Genomic DNA, 19406 nt, shown 5'->3' with positions numbered 1-19406 from the left:
CACATCACCGTCGAACACCGCCGCCTGCCACCGCCGCAACCGCGATTCCGACACCCCCTGCGCGGCAAGCCACCCGCGCTTCTGCCCATGAGGCTGCAGGTGATACCGATCGACAAACGCACGAACCTCCGCCGCCGAAAACCCCGGGCTGATCGACATAACCCTCCATCCCAAACAGGTCGATGAATGACTCACAACCAGCCTGGCAAAGAGGGAACACGACACTTTCGTCAAATTCGAGGCAGTCGGGCCAATTGTGCACTTGTCGACAATCAGCAATTTGGCTATGCTGATCGCGAGCGGCTCGCTCGCGACAACTCGCGGTCATGAAGACCGCTCCCAGTGCAAAGGACACACACGATGACCAAGAAGCTCGGCGGCATCCTTGCCGCGGTATCCACCCCGTTCGGCGCGGATGGCGAGGTCGACGAGAGCCGGCTGCGGTCTCATGTCGACTTCCTGATCGACAACGGTCTGCACGGCCTGGTGCCGGGCGGCAGCACGGGCGAGTTCGCGGCACTGACGCTCGACGAGCGCAAGCGGGTCAACGAGATCGTCATCGACCAGGCCGCGGGCCGGGTTCCCGTTGCGCCCCAGACCGGTTCGACGCGCACTGCCGAGGCGGTCGAGTTGTCCAAGCATGCGGCGGACGCCGGGGCCGACGCGGTGCTGGTGGTGCAGCCGTTCTACGAGGCGCCCACGCGTCGGGAGGTCATCGAGTACTTCGCCACCGTCGGGGAAGCGGCGGGCATCCCGGTGATCGCATACAACCTGCCGGGCGTGACCGGGATGAACCTGGACCGGCCGTTCTACCGTGAGCTGCTCGAGCGCACCGACGCGGTCAAGTACGTCAAAGACACCTCGGGGTCCATCGAGCAAGCCTTCGACCTGATCTTCAACCTCGGCGACGTGATCGACACTTTCGTCGGCTGGGACACCATCGTGCTGCCGGCATTCTCCGCGGGAGCTGCCGGATCCATCTGGGGCGCACCGAATTTCGCGCCGAAGGAATGTGTCGCCATCTTCGAGCTGGCCAAGGCGGGCAAGACCGCCGAGGCCTTGGCCATCTTCAAGCGCCTGTGGAACGTGTTCGACTTCCTGGGCAAGGAGGGCTACGCCGTGTCGACCAAGGCCGTCGCGCAGGCCGTCGGGATCGATCTGGGCAGCGCCCGCGCGCCCTACGGCGACCTTGAGCCCGAAAAGCTCGATGAATTGCGCAAGCTGGTCGCCGAGACCGGACTCAACTACGCCTAACGTTCTGTTTTCGGGAAGCGTCGCCAGGGCCGTGGCTGCAACCGCGGCCCTGGCGACGCGGGCGCGCCGAGCCGAGGAGGACGCATGCGCTGGAGTCGGATGGTCAACGTGGTCAAGTGCCATGTGGGCGGTGAGATCAACAACGTCGTCACCGGCGGTATCGGCGACGTGCCCGGCGCGACCGTGTTCGAGAAGATGAAGTACTTCCGCGATCACGACGACGACCTGCGCAAGCTGCTGCTGCACGAACCCCGCGGCGCCGTCACGCATTGCGTGAATTACGTTGTGCCCGCCACTGATCCAGAGGCCCAGCTGGGCTATGTGATCGCCGAGTCGACGGAATATCCGGCGATGTCGGGCTCCAACACCATCTGCGTCACCACCGCGCTGCTGGAAACCGGGATGATCCGCATGGTCGAACCGGTCACCGATGTGGTGCTCGAGGCGCCCGCCGGGCTCATCCGTATCCGCTGCACCTGTGAGGGTGGCAAGGTGACCGGCGTCGAGTTCGAGAATCAGCCCGCGTTCGCCTATCGGTTGGCCGCGCCGCTGGAGCTGGAGGGCTATCCGACGCTGAGCGTCGACGTGGCCTGGGGCGGCATGGCTTATGTGCTCGCCTCGGCGCGGGAACTGGGTCTGCAGCTGACCCCCGACGAGGCCCGCGACCTGTGCGAGCTCGGTCAGCGGGTGAAAACAGCTGCTGCTGAACAGCTTCCGGTGACCCATCCGGAGAACCCCGAGTTCGCAGGCATTACCCAGACGGAATTCGTCGGCCCGCTCGACCGGGTGGACGGCGTGCTGACGTCGCGCAACGCCGTCGTCGTCTCGCCCGGGCGCCTCGACCGCTCACCGTGCGGTACCGGGACGTCCGCCCGGCTTGCGGTGCTCAAGGCCCAGGGGCTGATCGATGTCGGCGAGCCGTTCATCCACGAGTCGGTGATCGGGTCGAAGTTCGGCGCCCGCATCGACCGCATGAACACCGTCGGGCCATACGACGCCGTCATCCCACGGATCAGCGGCCAGGCCTACATCACCGAGATCAGTCAGGTCGGGCTCGACCCGGCCGATCCTTTCCCGACGGGATACAAGCTCTCCGACACCTGGCCGGTGTGACCGCCCGCGCTCCCCGAAATTGACGACAGTGCGGTGCAGGGGCGCGCTCAGCGGCATTGTCGTCGAATTCGGCGCGGGATGCCTAGGCTGGAAGCCACGACGCGTCCAAGTCCGGAGAGGGGATGCATGTCTGAGGTGGCAGAGCCGGAACCCGACGACCAGACCAACGAGCCGACCGAAATCACTTTCGACGAACACTTGCACCCCGCGCGGCCTCGGGCATTGCGGTTTCGCCCCAGGGTCAAGTCGCCGTTCGTCCGCCGTTCGGTGGCCCAGGACGGGCCCGCCACCGGCGACAACCCGGCATATGTGTCCTGGCTGCTGAGCCAGTCGATGCTGGCCGATGCCAACGAGATCAGCCAGCAGTTCTCGGGCCAGGGTTCGATGTGGCAGAACCCTTATGCCACGCCCAGCCCCCGGGGTGCCGTCGAGACCGCAGCGGTGTGGTTCACGGCGTATCCGCTTTCGCTGATTACCCGGCCGGGGGAGTCGTTTCTCAAGGCCATGGCCGACGAGGACATGTGGAAGGCGTTCGCCGAGATCGGTGTCGACGCGATTCACACAGGCCCGGTCAAACGAGCTGGTGGCATCTCGGGCTGGCAGCTGACGCCAAGTGTCGACGGGCACTTCGACCGGATCAGCACTCAGATCGACCCGGCATTCGGGACCGAGGAAGAGTTCCGGCAGATGTGTGGGACGGCCAACTGGTACGGCGGCACCATCATCGACGACATCGTGCCCGGGCACACCGGCAAGGGCGCCGATTTCCGGCTGGCGGAGATGAAGTACGCCGACTACCCCGGCATCTATCACATGGTCGAGGTCGACCCGCTGGATTGGGATCATCTGCCCGACGTGCCGCCCGGGCGCGATTCGGTCAACATCGACACCGCCACCGAGGACTGGCTCGACAAGGCCGGGTACATCATCGGGCGGTTGCAGCGGGTGATCTTCTACGCCGAGGGCGTCAAGGAGACCAACTGGAGCGTCACCCGCCCGGTCGTGGGCATCGACGGCGTGGAGCGGCGCTGGGTCTATCTGCACTACTTCAAGGACGGGCAGCCGTCCATCAACTGGCTGGACCCGTCGTTCGCGGGCATGCGGCTGGTGATCGGCGATGCGCTGCATTCGCTGGCAGACCTCGGCACCGGTGGACTTCGCCTGGACGCCAACGGTTTTCTGGGTGCGGAGAAGACTGCGGCCGAGGACAGCACCGCGTGGTCGGAGGGGCATCCGCTGTCAGAGGCGGCCAACCACCTGATCGCCAGCATGGTCCGCAAGGTCGGCGGGTTCACGTTCCAGGAGTTGAACCTGACCATCGACGACATCCGGGAAATCGGGGAAGCCGGCGCTGACCTGTCCTACGACTTCATCAATCGCCCGGCCTATCAGCACGCGCTGGCCACCGCCGACACCGAGTTCCTGCGGCTGACGCTGCGCACCACCCTCGAACTCGGCGTGGAGCCTGCCTCGCTGGTGCATGCGCTGCAGAACCACGATGAGCTGACCTACGAGCTGGTGCACTGGTCGACGGGCCACCGCGACGACATCTACACCTTCCGGGGCGAGGAGGTCACCGGCGAAGCGCTCGGCGACATCATCCGCGGTGACCTCACCGAGAAGCTCACCGGTGAGAATGCCCCGTACAACCTGGTTTTCACCACCAACGGCATCGCCTGCACCACCGCGACCGTCATCGCCGCGACACTGGGCATCACCGATCTCGACGAGATCGGTGACATCGATCGGATCCGGCGGGCGCACCTGCTGCTGGCGATGTTCAATGCGCTGCAACCCGGCGTGTTCGCGCTGTCGGGCTGGGACATGTGCGGGATGCTGACGCTGCCGCGCACCGAGGTCGAGGAGCTGCTGCACGGCGGCGACACCCGCTGGATTCACCGCGCCGCGCACGACCTCATGGGGCACAATCCGACGGCCACCCGATCGATCGCCGGGATGCCCAGGGGGAGAAGCCTTTACGGGTCCATCCCGGAGCAGCTCGCCGACGAGACCAGTTTCCTGCGCCAGCTGCAGGCGATTCTGCGGGTACGCAAGCACTACGAGATCGCCACCAGCCGGCAGGTCGACATCCCCGAGGTGTCCCATCGCGGCATGCTGGTGCTCGTCCACGAACTGGCCAGCGGCGACCATCAGCTCACCGTGCTCAACTTCGCCAACGAAGAGATCGCAGGCACCGTCCGCTCCAAAGCCTTGCCACCCGGCGCGTCGGTGTCGGACATGTTCACCGGCAAGCCCCTGGCGACGGTCGACGATCTGCACAGCTTCGCGATCGAAATGCCCGCCCACCATGGCATGTCGCTGCTGGTGGACGGTTTGCCTACGCCGCGGGGCGAAGCCGGGAAATGATGCCGTCGAGGTCGATGGCAAACATCTCGGGCCGGAACACGTGGCCGCCGGGCACCTCGTGCCAGTCCTGGGGAATGCCTGCGGCGTCGAGCAATCCGCGGAACTCTCGCTGGCCGGCGAGCACTTCGGTCTCGTTCGCGCTGTCGAACCAGTTGATCGGGTCGGGGCTGGTGCCCGCCACCAGGAAGATGCGCTTGTTGCGGTAACTTTCGATGCGCTCGACAGGGTTGTCGGCGCTGACCCTGGCCTGGTCCCACAGTGGTGCGCCGTAGACCGTTCCGCCGGCCAGGTCCAGAACAGCCGACGTGATGTTGGCCCAGTGCACGACGAGTCCGAAGTCGCGGCGCAGGCTCGCCGGCCCGGAGTGAGCGCTCACCGACGCGAAATGGCCGTAGTACTTGGCGGCGTATTTCAGGGCGCCGAAGCCGCCCATCGAGAAACCGCCCACCGCACGTCCGTCGTATTCGGCATAGGCGCGGAAGTTCGCCTCGATCCAGGGCAGCAACTGCGCGATGTGGAAAGTCTCCCAATTGCGCGGGCCGACGAAGGAGCTGACCGGGTTGGAGTACCAGCCTGCGTGGCCGCCGTCGGGCATCACCACGATGATCGGCTTACCCGCGGTCCAGTCGCGGATCCCCATGAAGTCGAACGAGCGGAAATCGTCGTTGCCGCCGTGGAACATGTACAGCACGGGATAGGTGCGCCCGCTGGTCTGATAGTCGTCGGGCAGTAGCACATTGACGCCGGGGTTCCAGCCGATGGCGGCTGTCTGGAAGCGGTAGTACCACAGCCGGGGGTCGCTCTCGTTGCGGTCGACGATGCGCAGGCCGAAGCCGTCGCTGCGGCCGGCGAAGATGACCAGTGACTGCCCGACCGATAGGGCGTTGGGGTTGGCGATGCCGTTGACGGTGGCGATCACGGGGAAGAAGTTGGCGTCACCGTAGAAGCGCAACGCCAGTGCCGACAACGTATCCCCTGCGGCAACGTGGTATTTCGTGATGTTCGGGATGATCAGCTGCTGACCTGCGACCAGGCCCGCGTTGTCGGGGATGCCACTGGACGCGGAAATCAGGTGGGCCAGGCCCGCGTCGCCGTAGAAGCGCACCGCCAAGTCCGACAAGGTGTCTCCCGCGGCGGCGGGGTATCGGGTGAAGTCGGGAAAGATGAGCTGTTGTCCGATATTGATGACGTTGGGGTCGGTGACGCCGCTGGTGGTGGCGACCAGCCGGTACAGCTCGGCTTCGCCGTAGTAGCGCAACGCCAATGCCCACAGCGTTTCTCCCGCGACCACCGTGTGTGTTCTGACCATTTCGTTTCACTCCCCTCGCGTCGAAACAGGCTCTACTTCGATTGTGCGCCCGTTTCTGGGGAATCGGTGGAACGGAATTGGTAGCCGGCCGATTCGTCGTCGACGCGCCAGACGTCGACCTCGCCGTCGATGAAACACACGAGCCAGCAGATGCCCGAGGCGGACGGCACCGTCATCGCGATCTGAGCCCACGGGGTGTAACGGTGGGTGTCTCGCGAGTCCAGACGCCGCACGTATTGGCGTACCCGTACTTCCGGGTCGGTCGTGGCGGTGCCGTCCTCGTCGGTCATGACAGGCTCAGGATGACCTGCTTGGTGCGGGTGAATTCCTCGAGCCCCACGGTGCCGCCCTCCTTGCCGTAACCCGAACCCTTGAAACCGCCCAGCGGGCCTTCCGGGCCGACAGCCATATGGTTGTTCACCCACACCACGCCGGCCTCAATTGCGTTGACATTGCGCAATGCTCGGCCGATGTCGCGGGTCCACACCGAGGCGGCCAGCCCTTGTTCGACGGCGTTGGCCTTGGCGAGCGCATCGGCTTCGTCGGTGAATGTCTGCACCGTGGCAACCGGCCCGAAGATCTCCTGCTGCACCAGGTCGTCGTCCTGGCCGACGCCCGTGATCAGGGTGGGCTCGAAGTAGAAGCCCGGCCGGTCGAGGGCATGGCCGCCGGTGACGAGCTCAGCGCCGGGAGACCGCCCGTCCACCAGGCTCACCACCCGGTCGCGCTGGACGCGCGAGATGAGCGGTCCCAGAACCGTGTTGGGATCTGAGGCATCCCCGATGCTGACGGCCTTGAGCTGATCGGCCAGCGCGGCGACGAAGGTGTCGTGGATCTTCTCGCTGACCAACATCCGCGTCGCCGACATGCATTCCTGGCCGGCGTTGAACAACACACCGTTGGTCAGAATGGGCAGCGCGGCTTCGAGATCGACGTCGTCGTAGACGATCACCGGTGCGTTGCCGCCCAGTTCGAGCACCAGTCGCTTGGGAGTGCCGCCGGCTGCTGCGGCGATCTTGCGGCCTGCCGCAGTAGAACCGGTGAACGACACCAGGTTCACGTCGGGATGGCGCACCAGGGCGTCGCCGATCACGTCTCCGGATCCGTGCACGATGTTGAGCACGCCGGGTGGCAGGACTTCCTGGGCCAGTTCGGCAAAGCGGATGGTGGCCAGCGGGGTAAGCTCGGCCGGTTTGATGACCACGGTGTTACCCGCGGCCAGTGCAGGGCCCAGCTTCCACACCGCCTGCCACAGCGGGAAATTCCACGGCGTGATGCCGAGGACCACACCGAGTGGTTCGCGGCGGGTGTAGCTGGTGTTGTTCTCGACGAATTCGCCGGCCGCCTGGCCGGTGAGAACGCGTGCGGCACCGGCGAAGTGGCGCAGCGCTCCCGCGATGCCGGGCAGTTCCACATCCCGCGCCGCCGTGGTGGGCTTGCCCGCGTCGATCGTCTCCAGCCGGGCCAGGTCGTCGATGTTGCGCTCGAGCACCTCGACCAGTTGATGCAGGAGTTCGGATCGGGCGCCCGCAGTGCGCACCGCCCACGCGGGAAGCGCTGCGCGGGCGGCGGCGACAGCGCGGTCGGCGTCGTCGACGGTGGATTCGATCACCTCGGCAATGACCTCACCGGTCGACGGATTGAGCACCTCGCGGGTCTGGTCGGAGGAGCCGGAAACCGTCTTGCCGTCAATGAGGTTCGCGACGGAAATGGTCATGGCAGAGTGCCTTTCGTCTTTGCGGGTCAGAGCGGGTCAGAGGTGGCCGGTTTGGGTATCGATGGACTTGCCGCGGCGGCTCTTCGGGATCGTCATGTAGATCACCGCGCCTGCGCCGATCACCATCACCATGCCCAGCCCGACATGGATCGGGTCGGAGTAGACCAGCAGGGTGCACAGGACGGCCGACCATGCGATCGCGAGGACGAAGATCACCGGGCTCAATTTGCCGTAATGCCAAGGATGTTGGGGGAGCTTCTTCTTGAGCAGGGCGTAGAGGCCTACGGTGACGACGACACCGTAGGCCAGGCCCCATGCCAGTGCGGTCATGGCGGTGAGCACCGACAGCAGCGACGACCACAGGGCGAAGACGACCGACAGCGCGAAGATCGTCAGCGTCGCGTTGATCGGGATGCGCTGCTTGCTCACCTTGCGCATCCAGGACGCGGCGGGGATCTGGCCGTCGCGGGCTTGCGACCACAGCACGCGAATACCGGTGAGCTGCAACATGACCACGGCGGCGAACAGGGCGACGATCGCCACCGCTTCGAAGACGTTCGCGAACGCTGAGCCGACCGCGGTGTTCAGGATGTCTTTGACCGGCAGGGCACTGCCCATGATGGTGGGCAGGTCCTGGATGGCCAGCATCAGCATGCCGACCATGACGACTCCGACGACGTAGGACGACACGTTGGCCAGCACGGATGCCAGTGGTGCCTTCAGGGCGGCGTTCTTGGTCTCTTCGGAGGCGTTGCCGGTGGCGTCGAAGGACGAAATGGCGTAGGCGGGCAGGATCATCGCGAACAGGAACGGGACGAACCAGTGGCCGCCGGTGGCGGTGCCGCCGGAATCGGTGAGGAACGCCAACGGCTGGGTCGGGTGCTTGACGAACACCAGCACGCCGATGAGCCCGAACACGCAGACGCACTCGGCGACGACACCGATATTGTTCAGCAGCGCAGCGACTTTGACGCCGGCGATGTTGATGATCGTGGCCAGGACGATCAGCCCCAGTGTCCAGGGCAGCGCGTCGACCGCATTCTCGAACGTCACACCGAACCAGCCTGCGATGAACGGGGCGATGCTCACCGAGCAGGCGGTGACGGCGACGGTGTGCGCGATCAGCAGCCACCAACCGGTCTGCCATGCCAGCCAAGGTTTGCCGGTGATGCGTCCGGTGATCTGATACACGCCGCCGGCCAACGGGTAGGAAGACACCAGCATGGCCACAGCGAGCCCGACGGTGAAGACCTGCAACGCGCCGCCGACGAGGAACGACCAGAACGCGGCGGGCCCGAAGAACCCGATCCCGACGACCAGGGTGGTGAAGATGCCCGAGGCGATGGCGATCGAGGTGAACTGCACGCCGAACGCCGAGAACAGCCCCAGGCTGCGGTTGAGTTCCTGCTTGTAGCCGAGCTTTTCCAGATAGGCGGCGTCGGCGTCGACTGCCGGAGTGGACGGAGGTCGACGGTGAAACACGCCAGACTCCTCGGGGGTAATCGCCATGGTGACCTCATGTTTTCAATAAGCGGGGGATGCGGGTGCGGAACGGATGACGGGTGACCCGCGACTCAGTTTTGTACTACTGTCGACAATCTACACGTGTCGGCGGGTGATCGCAATCACTATTTGGTTTGGCTGTCTCCGCCGTTATCGGTGCACGCGGGGCTTGTGCTGCAGGGGTTCCTGCATGATCGGGTGACGCGGGCGGTGCGGCTCGGCGAGCCGACGCTTCACGCCTTCCCGGCGGCCGCCTCGGCTTGGGGCTGGCCACCGTGCACGTGGCGGTTGACTTCGGCGGTGATGGCGTCCAGATCGCCGGAGTCGACGATTTTCAGTAGCCGCTTGTGTTCGGCGACCATGTCGTGCAGGTCGGCGAACACTTGGTGGTCGGCGGAGAAAAACAGTTGCAGTTGCGCTTCCCAGCTCCGCCACAGGTCCAAAAGCAGCTTGTGGCCGGACAATTCGTAGAATCCGCGGTGAAAGCTCATGTGGGCGTCGATGGTCGCCGCGGGATCGTTGTTGTCTGCGCCGATCTCCATGTCCTCAAGTGCGCGGGTCACTTTCACACGTCCGCTTCCGCGCAGGCGCGGCAGCGCCAGTTCGATGGCGTACGGCTCGAGACGCTTGCGCAGGCTGGCGATTTCGGCCATCCCGTCGGCGCTGACCTCGGCGACGAACGCGCCCCGGTAGGGGATCTTGTCGACGAGCCCCTCCTCGGCGAGTAGCCCTAGCGCTTCGCGCAGGGGCGCCCGGCTGACGCCCAGGTCGGCGGCAAGGTGGGTTTCGCGGAGCTGGCTTCCCGGTTTGAGGGTTCCGTCGAGAATCGCGGTACGGAGCACCTGGGCGACCGAATTGGGCGTCGTGCGTTGCGTGATCCGCCCCAGCGATACCGCGTCGCGGCCGGTCTCGCTCAGCGTCGACAGTGCGCCGTCCTGCGGGGCTGCAGCCATCAGGTCACTCCTCCCAGCCGTGTTGCCTAATTGTCGACAGTAGTCCTTCGCGTTCTACTGTCCACGTGTACGGCATTTGCGGCCAGATGTCGTCGACAGGGTCGGGCAGCCAGGCCTCGTCGGTGATCAACGGAATCTCACCGTCGGCCAGCCGCCGGATGAGCTGTCGTCCCCACTCGACGAGGCGCACAGCTGCTCACTCCCCGGCGGCTGAGACGTAAATCGGCCCGCGCGCGATGACGGGATCGAGGATCCCCGTCTCCAACTCGTTGGCGGCGTCCTCCAACCCGGCTGGATCGCGATGCTGGCCGGGATAGCCGATGAGTTTCTTGACCTGCGGCGTCATGAAGTAGGCGCCTGCGATCACCGACGACAGGGGATCGAAGGTGAATTTGTCCTCGGCCCACATCTTCTTGAGAGCGCCGTGCAGCTTGCCGTCCGGCACGTCGGTCAGGGTGTGCACAGCCGTGAGGACGGCGTCGAAGATGTCCGAGCGCGCCGCCAGCGCGAGCTGCAGGTAGGGCTGAAATTGTTCGGCCGCACTGGCTTTGGGATTGGGCCCGGATTCAGGGATCAGCGTGTCGGCGATGCGCAGCAGGGTGGTGAGCTCGGTGTCGGTCAGTGGACGCGGTGGCTTGGTCACCCGCGGGGGAACCGACAGGCGCCGCTGATCGGACTGGATCGTCATGCCATTGCCTTTCTGGCCGTCGTCTGTTCCACGACCTTCTTGCCGACTCGCAGCGCCAGCGCGGTGATGGTGCAGGTGGGGTTGGCCGATCCCGACGTGACGAAGATGCTGCCGTCGGCGACGTAGAGATTGTCGACGTCGTGGCACTTGCCGTACGAGTCGACGACGGAGGTCTTCGGGTCGTCGCCCATGCGTGCGGTGCCCAACAGGTGCCCGGGCTGGTCGACCCAGAGTTCTTGAGTGATAACCCGTTTGGCGCCGGCCGCCTCGTGGGCCTTGACCATCTGCTCGACGGTGAACTTGAGCAGCTTGCGGGTGTTCTCGCTGACCCGGTACTCGACTTTCGGGGCGGGCAGTCCGTCGGAGTCCACCAGGGTCTTCGACAGAGTCACGCGGTTGTGTTCCTCTGGCAGGTCTTCGGTGTTGGCCGCCCACAGGATGCCGTTGCGGGCCGCGCGGGCCACGTCGTGGATGGCCGGACCCCACAGTTCGTCGAAATCGAGTTCGCGATGGGCTTCGATCGCGTTGAGCGGGCCGGGGGTCGGCAGAGCATGCAACTTGGCGCCGCGGACGAACCCGCGCGACGCATCGGTCTCGTAGAACTGCATGGAATGGATCAGCTGACCGGCCGGGCCGCGCCAGCTTTCGAGGTCCTCCTCGTAGTAGCCCAGCGCGGTGCAGTTGGGATGCAGCATGAGGTTCTTGCCGACCAGGCCCGACGAATTGGCCAGGCCGTCGGGGTGGCGGTCATCCGCCGACAACAGCAGCAACCGTGGGGTGCCAATGCCGTTGGCGCACAGCACTACCGACCGTGCCGGCTGAAACCTCACCGTGCCGTCACGGTCGATGTACTGCGCGCCGGTGGCCAACCCGTTCTCGTCCGTGACGATCTTGGACACCCGTGCCCCGGTGACGACCTCGGCGCCGGCCTGCTGTGCCTGCGGCATATAGATGAGGTCGAACGAGGCTTTCGCTCCTTGCGGACAGCCCCATTCGCAGACTCCCCAACGGCCGCACTGTTCCAGGGTCTTGTTCTTCTGGCTCGGGATCGCGTTGGTCCCCGGCCACCAATGCCAGCCGAGCGCGTTGGCTGCTGCGGCCGCTTTCATGCCGGGCTTCCCCAACGGGTGCGGCGGCAGGGGATAGTCCAGGCCCTCGGGGTAGGCGGTGTCCCCGCCGACGCCCGAGACGCCGATGAATTCGTCGACCTCATCGTGGTAGGGCTTGAGGTCGTGGTAACTGATCGGCCAGTCATCGGCAACGCCGTCAAGGGTTTTCACGCGGAAGTCCGACGGCAGCAGCCTGGGCCATTCGGCACCGTAGTAAATGGAGCTACCGCCCACGGCGTTGAACATCACCGGCCACATGTCCGAATCGCTGACGTCCACCGGATAGTCCGACGGCAGGCCGCGGACGTTCGGATCGTGCGCCCAATTGTGTTGGATGAGCAACTCCCATTCCGGGAAGTTGGCGGGGAAGTCGCTCGGGTTCACCCAGTCGCCCTGTTCGAGGCAGACGACGCTCAATCCGGCGACGGCTGCCGTGTGGGTGACCACCGCACCGGACGGGCCCGCGCCGATCACCAGTACGTCGACCGGCTTGTTCTCGAATGTCATTGCCTGGCCTCACTTCCTGTGCGACTTGACCTATGCGCCCGCGAGCACGCCGCCGTCGACGACGAATGCGGTGCCGGTGATGGCGGTGGAGTGGTCCGACAGCAGGAACGCTACCGAGTGGGCGATCTCGATGGGCTCGATCGCGCGCCCGATCGGTTGGAAATCGGGCAGCCCGGCCTCGAGTGCTTCCCGGCCGCCGAGCGCCTCGTAGTGCGGCACGTTGAGCGGGGTGTCGACGAAGCCGGGGCACACGGTGTTGGCCCTGATGCCCTGCGCACCGAAGTCCAGCGCGATGGCCTTGGTCAGCGTGAGCACGGCACCCTTGCTGGCCGTGTAGGTGGTCAGCAGCTTCTCGGCGCCAATGGAATTGATCGATCCGAAGTTCACGATCGAGCCACCGCCGGCCTTGAGCAGCTCCGGAATCGCGTACTTGGAGCCGAGGAAGACGCCTTTGACGTTCACATCGAACGTCTTCTGAAAGTCCTCGACCGAAGCGTCCAGGATGGTGCCGGGGATCAGGATGCCCGCGTTGTTGACGATGCCATCGAGCTTGCCGGAGGTGTCGACGGTGAACGCGACGAGATCTTTGACCTGTTGCTCGTCGGTGACGTCGACAACCCGGCCGATGAGGCGGTCGTCGTCGACCTTGAGTTGGGGCAGGTGCTCCGGCGAACGGACGGTGGCGACCACCTGAGCGCCCTCTTCGTGCAGGTGGTGGGCGGTCGCGAGGCCGATGCCGCGCGCGGCGCCGGTGACGATGACGGTCTTTCCTGACAACAGTGTGCCCATCGGGTGCTCTCTTTCTGTCGATGCCCGGAGGTCTCCTCCGGGGGATCGTCCAAATTGTGCATTTGTCGACAATTGGTCAATGAGAGTCTGCCGCGGGCGGTGCGCCGCCGTCAAGCGCGAGTTGTGCGGAGGCGATCCGCGATCAATTGGCTCGTGGGTTCGACTGGGCCCGTGGAGGACGGGTGTGGGTCAGGAGGCGAGTGCCAGCCGATGTTCGACGCTGTCGGTGGTCACGATCCGGTCGACGGCGTGGCCGAATCGCAACTCCACCCGGGAGATGAGGTGCGCCAGCTGGGCGGCATCCGACGCGTCGGCGGCGATCGCCATGACCTGAGATGCACTGTAGCCGTGCATGATCCGTGCCAGTGGCGCCGCGTGGCGGGCGCTCACGGCGACGCGGAAACCCGCCTGCAACAGCTCGTGCGCGGCGCTGCGCCCGCGCTCGGTGTCCGCGTCGAGTAGGAGGACCACTTCGCTGTTGCGGGGTTGTGCGGACATCGATTTCTCCTTCGCGTTCGGATGTTTCCAGCCAACCGCCGTCACCTTGGTGGCCGATGAGAAACCGATGTGATGTGCACTTGAATTGTGGGAGAAGGGGATTGGGACGCCTTCAGGCATGCGTCGCTCGCAGGGCCCGTCGTCGGGTCCGGACGCAATATCGTGTCCGACAGAGGATTCGAGTTCCGGCCACGGACTCTGGGGTCCGGGCCCGAGGGTCCTTGGCTGGGTGGTTGGCGGGCGTCGGCTGGGAAGTGGGTGTATGCAGCAATACTTGATTTGCGGTGCGGCGTCCAGCAAATAATGTGCGTGACGCTGCCCACATTCGCGCGGGCAGGGGCCCGAACGCGCCAGATACCGTCGAAAATTAACGTGTTTGTCATTGTTCTTATCGCTGACCGAACAACCGGTGAACAACATGGGTTTTCCCTTGGCGCGCCCTGTCAAAGTGCCTTACATTTCGCTCCGTCTCAGCGCCACAGCACGTCGCGGGGACCTGAATCGAGCTGCGGCGCAATGCCGAAATGACGAAGGGGTACGGGCATGGCAAAACATCGCAAGGCTTCTGAAAGATCGGTGCGCACGCGCACATTGGTGGCCGGTGTGCTGGCCGGCGGCGCGCTGGCCGCGGTAGTGCCTGCAAGCATCGCGTCGGCGTCCACCGATCCGTCGGCCGACGCTGTCAAGCGTCCCGCATTCGGAAACCCTGCTCCTGGCGTGCGCGTGGCACAGGCCGTCGGTGACAAGGTCTTCAACCAGACGCCGGGTATCAACAAGACGCTGGACGACAGCCCTCTGGGCGAGGGCTACCACATCAACTTCGGCACGCCCGCCGGCGGCGTCGACACCAGCACCCGCACGGCCAGCAACCCGAATCCGGCTCCGCTGACCACCGGCACCAACGGCGCCATCCAGGGCGAGCTGAACGTCAACGCCGGCAAGTACTACTACGACCAGACCCAGAAGTGGGCAGAGCTCACCGTCGGCAACAAGATCCTCCCGGACGAGAGCGACCTGCCGGGCACCCTTCCGAAGGCGGTCGCCGGGGCCAACACCCTCAGTGCCACGAGCGCTAAGCCCTCCAACGCCAACAAGTCGCTTACTTGCGTGGCCGCCGCCACTTGCAACCACTGATCGGAATACAGCAGCGGGCGGGCCAATCGGCCCGCCCGTTTTTCGTTCCTACTCTTCGATCTGGTTGCGTCGCTTCTTGCGTTTGATCCCGACGCTGCCCCACAACGAGAAGCCACGGATGCGCACCCGAGGTGCCCCGGGGGCGCCCTCCCCGGGAACTGAATGGTCGAAGCTGCCCATGAAGGCATGTCCACCGACTTCGACGTTCACTTCCGGTGGCACCAGAATGGTCTGCCCGCCGCAAATCGAATAGGACCGGATTTCGACTTCCGGCGCAGTGAAGTCGGCGTAGCGCATATCGACGACGCCGCCGCCGAAAAGAGTGAATGTGGTGAGCTTCATCGGCACATTCCACCGGCCGCGACGTTCGAATCCACTCATGATGGCCAGCAACAGCGTTGACGGCGCGGGATGGCAGGGGCCGCCTTTGTTGCAGGGAATGGCGCCGGGCAGATCGTTGCTCAACCGCGCCAAATCGGCATACGTTTGCGCCGAGTAAGCCTTGGCTAACCGATCTTCGTATTCCGTCATCGGCAGGCGGCCCGCTGCCGCGGCCTCAGTGAGCAGCTGCGCCACCTGAATTCGATCAGTGTCGGCAGCTCGCGTCGACCGGCTCTGCGGCGCTGAAGTGCTCATCAGAGACGAGCCTACGACGAACGCCTGCACATGCAAGACGGTTGGCCAAACTGTGGCTTCGGTCGCACCGGCGAAACTGCCAGCCTGCCGAATTTTTATCAGGCTGAGCTGAGGTAATCCTGAAAAGTTGTGGTGCCGACCGCATTTTCTGGCACCAGATTGGCCCCCGTTTTGTAACCCGCGACAACACGACCGCCGAGCGTGAGACTCAACACGTGCCGCCTGCTACCGCGCGCCGCGAGGTACATCCGACCCAGTTCGTCGTGGCCGTGCACCTCCGGGCCACCGATGTCGGGCACCCGTCCGGCGGGCGGCGCGTCGACCAGTTCGGCCAATCTGGCGGCTACGTCCCGCGTGTCGATCGGCTGGAACCGCACGCCGCCCAACGCCCACAAGACCGGTGAGAAGCGTTGGATCGCGAAGATCTTCTCGATCAGCTCGTGAAACTGTGTGGCCCGCAGCACGGTATGCCCGATGCCCGACGCCGCCAGCGCCTCTTCGACTCGAAGCTTGGCCCGGTAGTACGGGAGCGGGATGCGATCGATGCCGACGATCGAGATGTAGACGATGTGCTCGACGCCGGCCCGGCCCGCCGCGGCGAGCAGATTCTGCGTGGCGGTGACGTCTTTGCTGCCGGTGGGTTGCGTCGCGCAGTGGATTACGACGTCGATGCCGTCGAGCGCCGCATCCAGGTCCGTGCCCCTGGTCAGATCGCCTCGACACCAATGCACACCGGTATATCCGACACGCTCGCGGCGGCTCAGCGCCCGTACGGAGTGTCCGGCTGCCGTCACTTCCGGCACCACGTGGTGTCCGAGCGTTCCGGTGGCGCCGGTGACCAATACGCACCGAGGCATGCCCCAAGGCTAGGTGCGGCTGCCGAAAACCACATCCCCGCTCCGCTGGCGATGTTGTCCGAGCGGCTCAGCCGAACGGCGAGAGCGCCTTCGCGATGCCGCCGGTGAGCTTGTCCACGGCGTTCTCCCAGGGCCCCTTGGCGTCTTTGCCCGGCCAGATCTTCTCCCACGGGCCGTTGGAGGTGGCCTTCTCCCACGGACCCTTGCCGCTGCGTCCTCCGAAGACCTTTTCCCACGGCGCGTTGGCAGTCACGGTCTCCCACGGGCCGTTGGCGGTCAACGCTTCCCATGGCGCTTGGGGAGTGCTCGAACCAGAAGACTTCGACGACGTGCTGGGCGAGGCGCCGGACGCGACTGAGGTGGTCGTGCCGGACGTCGGCGGCTTGCACGGATTGGAGCAGCTGACGGTGCTGCTGGGTTCGGCCAGGGCAGGTGCGGCGAAGGCCAGCGGTGCCGCGATCAGTGCGACGCCGATCGCTGTGCGTCGCAGCCGCATCCCGAATTCCGTGGTCTTTGCGCGCGAGGGCGAGGCTGCGGAGGGAGTTGTTTGCTGAATATTTTTCACCAGCGTCATAGCTCGGCACTCTAAGTCCCGTTCTCGGGTCTCGCAGCGCGGGTGACTCGGGGGAGATGTGTTGCTTTGTTCCAGGTCGTCCAGCTATCCGGACTATCTGGCGGGGACCTTTGCGTTTCCGCAGGAAACGTCTCGATTCTTGGACGCTGCTATTGTGCGCTGGTTCACATAGTTAGCTGGCTGAGAACTCGCTCACGCCCGGCACCTGCCAATATGACAACACCCCCGCAGGAGCCAGCCTCCCACGAGGGTGTTGCGCGGATTGAGCCGTTACTCGGCCGGCGGGAATGCCTTTTCCCATGCGCCGCCGTTGATGGCCGTGACGCCGTTCTCCCAGGCGCCCTTGCCGTCGCCATTCGGATCGAACACCTTCTCCCACGGGGCGTTCGCGAAGAAGTCGGTCCATGGGGCGCCCGTGCCAGTCGTGGCAGACGAGGTTGCGCCGCGCACGCACGGCGAGCAATCGACGGTCGTGTCGGGGCCGGCCATTGCCGGCGCGGCGAACGCGAGTGGGGCCGCGATCAGCGCGGCGCCGACGGCGGCGCGTCGAAGAATCATGTCGGCTCCTTGTCATGTTTGCTGAGTGCTGTCCTTAATGTACGGCGTGAAGTCGCTGGAAACCAGCTGTGAAATCATGGGGGACCAGTCCCTCTTTGCGTACGCAATCAGCCATCGACGCTGCTCATGCAGGCTTTCTCGGGCAAAATCGCGGCAGCCTCGAACGATGGGAATCGTGAGCCGCAGGCGACGCCGCCGCGTGGCGAAGTATTTGCTACTGCGTCAATCGTTCCAGGTCGGCCGAGTTCACCGGACCCATGCTGTCGGTCGGTGCTTCGCGGTATCCGCCGAATTCTGTCCACTGAGCTGCGGATAGACCGCGCATCTCAGCAGACTTTAAGGTATTTTCCTCGGCAACAGTGTGACAGCGATTTGCCAAGTAGGGCACAGCTGTCTCACGGCTAAGCGCAAAGCATCCGAGAGAGGAACACAGACGATGGCGTGGACCAAGATTCCTGCCGCTGCGGCGTCGATCGCATGCGCGGCATGCATCGCGGCTGCGGCGGCAGTGCCGGGCGCCGAAATGCAGGCGGCCCACCTCGCCAAGACTGTGGGCGGTGACGTTCGCCTGTCGGCCGACTTTCTCCAGTTGACCCAGCTCGACTCACTGAACGGGATCCCGGCATTGCTGGAATTCCTTGTAGACCGGGACGTGTTTTCCTTCGTTCCGATTTCGGACGATCCGACAACCCCAGACGTGGACGAGAGTTGGCCGGGTTATGCCGCGCTCAGCGCGCTCTGGAACTACCAGAACCTTCTCGGTGGCGACTTGGGGTACGACGGGTTGAGCGGGATTGCCGCCTTCGATGCGATTCCGATTTACCTGAGCGGACCGAACGCTATCCTCACGTATTCCGCCGCGGTCAATGGTATTCCGGGGTACGTGAACGCACTTGGCGGTGACTTCACCGGTGTATCCGTTTTCGATGGGATCACGTCATTCCAGAATTTCCCGAGCCAGGGACTCGATGCGTTTGTCCCTGTGGAAGACGATCCGACCACGCCCAACGTCAACGAGTCTCAGGCCGGCTACGCCGCTCTGAGCGGGCTCGCGTCCTACCGGGACTTCATCAAATCCGGCGGCGACGTAACGAAGCTGGCTGGTATCGATGCCTTTAGTGCGATCCCGAACTGGAAGTCTTTCATCGAGAGTGGCGGCCAGGACGTTTCTTCCGATGGGCTCGGCGGCATTGACGCGTTCAGCGCAATCCCGGTGTACAAGGCAGCACTCACGACGGATCCAGCCGAGGAAACCGAAGACCCCGCTGGCGGAGCGAACGATCAAGGAGCAGCGGCGAAGGTCGCGTCGAATAAGAATGCCGTGACCGCTGAGTCCGAGGCTGGGCTGAATCAGGCGCCAGAGCGGAGCAACCCGGTGGCAGCGCTGTCGAGCGTTACGCCGCCGGCCGCTGAGCCGTCAGACGCCGGGGTCCCCGCGGCAGCGCCGGCCGCACCCGAAGCAGCGTCCGCTCCAGCGGCGACTGACAAGAGCTCCGGGGCCTCTGGCAAGCAGTCCAACGGGTCGTACTCGGGCGTCTTCAAGCCCAACAACCCGGTGGTTCTGTTTGGCACTGGCAAGGGCGGCGGCGCCGACAACGGCATCCGCGGATGGGACAAGGTGGCCAACGGGATTCGCGGCGCACTCGGCCTGCCCAAGGACAACAGCGGTTCCGGCGACAGCGGTAGCAGCAGCGGCGGAGAGTAGATCGCCCGAGCTAGTCGAGCCGCCAGGCAGAGGGCTAGCGGCTAACTTTCAACATCGCGCCTAGCTTGCGGGCCGCGGAGGTATTTGCACTCGCAAGCACTCCTGACGTCGGCGTCCATTACGTGGTGCGGCTTA

20 protein-coding genes are annotated in these 19406 nt (G+C 65.0%); 6 read left to right on the top strand and 14 right to left on the bottom strand.

Annotation, left to right across the window (positions count from 1 at the left end):
• Nucleotides 1–360 precede the first annotated feature (360 nt).
• From RMCB_RS06225 to treS, 3 genes are all read left to right on the top strand, one after another.
• Complete coding sequence (locus tag RMCB_RS06225) at nucleotides 361–1254, top strand: dihydrodipicolinate synthase family protein (RefSeq protein ID WP_062828075.1); 894 nt, start codon at nucleotides 361–363, stop codon at nucleotides 1252–1254.
• 84 nt (nucleotides 1255–1338) lie between these two features.
• Nucleotides 1339–2367 carry a proline racemase family protein gene (locus tag RMCB_RS06220; protein ID WP_062828074.1) on the top strand — a complete coding sequence of 343 codons (1029 nt, stop codon included), beginning with the start codon at nucleotides 1339–1341 and terminating at the stop codon, nucleotides 2365–2367.
• Nucleotides 2368–2493: 126 nt separating this feature from the next.
• Complete coding sequence (gene treS, locus RMCB_RS06215; RefSeq protein ID WP_062828073.1) at nucleotides 2494–4734, top strand: maltose alpha-D-glucosyltransferase; 2241 nt, start codon at nucleotides 2494–2496, stop codon at nucleotides 4732–4734.
• Here treS and RMCB_RS06210 read toward each other — a convergent pair.
• From RMCB_RS06210 to RMCB_RS06165, 10 genes are all read right to left on the bottom strand, one after another.
• Entirely contained in the window at nucleotides 4706–6043 is a 1338-nt protein-coding gene (locus RMCB_RS06210; protein WP_062828072.1) for an alpha/beta hydrolase-fold protein, read from the bottom strand. The two genes, treS and RMCB_RS06210, sit on opposite strands and share 29 nt — an antisense overlap.
• 32 nt (nucleotides 6044–6075) lie before the next feature.
• A complete protein-coding gene (locus tag RMCB_RS06205) occupies nucleotides 6076–6333 on the bottom strand; it encodes a hypothetical protein (protein WP_062828071.1) in 258 nt (85 codons plus the stop codon).
• Nucleotides 6330–7760 (bottom strand): aldehyde dehydrogenase family protein, encoded by a 1431-nt coding sequence (locus tag RMCB_RS06200; protein ID WP_062828070.1) that lies wholly within the window; start codon nucleotides 7758–7760, stop codon nucleotides 6330–6332. Before RMCB_RS06200 ends, RMCB_RS06205 begins: the two co-directional genes overlap by 4 nt.
• A 36-nt stretch (nucleotides 7761–7796) precedes the next feature.
• Nucleotides 7797–9269, bottom strand: a complete 1473-nt coding sequence (locus RMCB_RS06195; RefSeq protein WP_084388373.1) for an APC family permease — start codon at nucleotides 9267–9269, stop codon at nucleotides 7797–7799.
• A 227-nt stretch (nucleotides 9270–9496) separates the two neighbouring features.
• Nucleotides 9497–10216: a GntR family transcriptional regulator gene (locus RMCB_RS06190; protein ID WP_062828069.1), complete on the bottom strand. Its 720-nt coding sequence runs from the start codon at nucleotides 10214–10216 to the stop codon at nucleotides 9497–9499.
• Between the two features lie 4 nt (nucleotides 10217–10220).
• Nucleotides 10221–10406 (bottom strand): hypothetical protein, encoded by a 186-nt coding sequence (locus tag RMCB_RS06185; RefSeq protein WP_062828068.1) that lies wholly within the window; start codon nucleotides 10404–10406, stop codon nucleotides 10221–10223.
• A gap of 6 nt (nucleotides 10407–10412) precedes the next feature.
• Entirely contained in the window at nucleotides 10413–10904 is a 492-nt protein-coding gene (locus tag RMCB_RS06180) for a hypothetical protein (RefSeq protein ID WP_062828067.1), read from the bottom strand.
• Entirely contained in the window at nucleotides 10901–12520 is a 1620-nt protein-coding gene (locus tag RMCB_RS06175) for a GMC family oxidoreductase (protein WP_062828066.1), read from the bottom strand. Before RMCB_RS06175 ends, RMCB_RS06180 begins: the two co-directional genes overlap by 4 nt.
• A gap of 30 nt (nucleotides 12521–12550) precedes the next feature.
• Complete coding sequence (locus RMCB_RS06170) at nucleotides 12551–13309, bottom strand: SDR family NAD(P)-dependent oxidoreductase (RefSeq protein WP_062828065.1); 759 nt, start codon at nucleotides 13307–13309, stop codon at nucleotides 12551–12553.
• A 189-nt stretch (nucleotides 13310–13498) separates the two neighbouring features.
• A complete protein-coding gene (locus RMCB_RS06165) occupies nucleotides 13499–13807 on the bottom strand; it encodes an SDR family NAD(P)-dependent oxidoreductase (protein ID WP_062828092.1) in 309 nt (102 codons plus the stop codon).
• Nucleotides 13808–14350: 543 nt separating this feature from the next.
• Here RMCB_RS06165 and RMCB_RS06160 point away from each other — a divergent pair.
• Nucleotides 14351–14941, top strand: a complete 591-nt coding sequence (locus tag RMCB_RS06160; protein ID WP_131805494.1) for a hypothetical protein — start codon at nucleotides 14351–14353, stop codon at nucleotides 14939–14941.
• Between the two features lie 48 nt (nucleotides 14942–14989).
• Here the strand turns inward: RMCB_RS06160 and RMCB_RS06155 are convergent, their stop codons facing one another.
• The 3 genes from RMCB_RS06155 to RMCB_RS06145 all read right to left on the bottom strand — a co-directional run bounded on the left by RMCB_RS06155 (nucleotide 14990) and on the right by RMCB_RS06145 (nucleotide 16687).
• A complete protein-coding gene (locus tag RMCB_RS06155) occupies nucleotides 14990–15577 on the bottom strand; it encodes a DUF1707 SHOCT-like domain-containing protein (protein WP_029369171.1) in 588 nt (195 codons plus the stop codon).
• Between the two features lie 98 nt (nucleotides 15578–15675).
• On the bottom strand, nucleotides 15676–16434 hold the full coding sequence (locus RMCB_RS06150; protein WP_062828064.1) for an SDR family oxidoreductase: 759 nt from the start codon (nucleotides 16432–16434) through the stop codon (nucleotides 15676–15678).
• 67 nt (nucleotides 16435–16501) lie between these two features.
• Nucleotides 16502–16687: a hypothetical protein gene (locus tag RMCB_RS06145; RefSeq protein WP_131805493.1), complete on the bottom strand. Its 186-nt coding sequence runs from the start codon at nucleotides 16685–16687 to the stop codon at nucleotides 16502–16504.
• A 49-nt stretch (nucleotides 16688–16736) separates the two neighbouring features.
• Between RMCB_RS06145 and RMCB_RS06140 the strand changes: the two genes are divergently transcribed.
• Nucleotides 16737–16988: a hypothetical protein gene (locus RMCB_RS06140; protein ID WP_062828062.1), complete on the top strand. Its 252-nt coding sequence runs from the start codon at nucleotides 16737–16739 to the stop codon at nucleotides 16986–16988.
• A 290-nt stretch (nucleotides 16989–17278) separates the two neighbouring features.
• Here RMCB_RS06140 and RMCB_RS06135 read toward each other — a convergent pair whose 3' ends face one another.
• Nucleotides 17279–17566, bottom strand: coding sequence for a hypothetical protein (locus RMCB_RS06135; RefSeq protein WP_062828061.1), 288 nt, complete (start codon nucleotides 17564–17566; stop codon nucleotides 17279–17281).
• Between the two features lie 436 nt (nucleotides 17567–18002).
• Between RMCB_RS06135 and RMCB_RS06130 the strand changes: the two genes are divergently transcribed.
• Entirely contained in the window at nucleotides 18003–19271 is a 1269-nt protein-coding gene (locus RMCB_RS06130; protein WP_062828060.1) for a hypothetical protein, read from the top strand.
• Nucleotides 19272–19406: the final 135 nt, after the last annotated feature.

The organism is Mycolicibacterium brisbanense (assembly GCF_001570425.1).
Lineage (GTDB): Bacteria > Actinomycetota > Actinomycetes > Mycobacteriales > Mycobacteriaceae > Mycobacterium > Mycobacterium brisbanense.
Note: the sequence above shows the minus strand (reverse complement) of the source record. Positions and strands in the feature narration are given on the sequence as shown.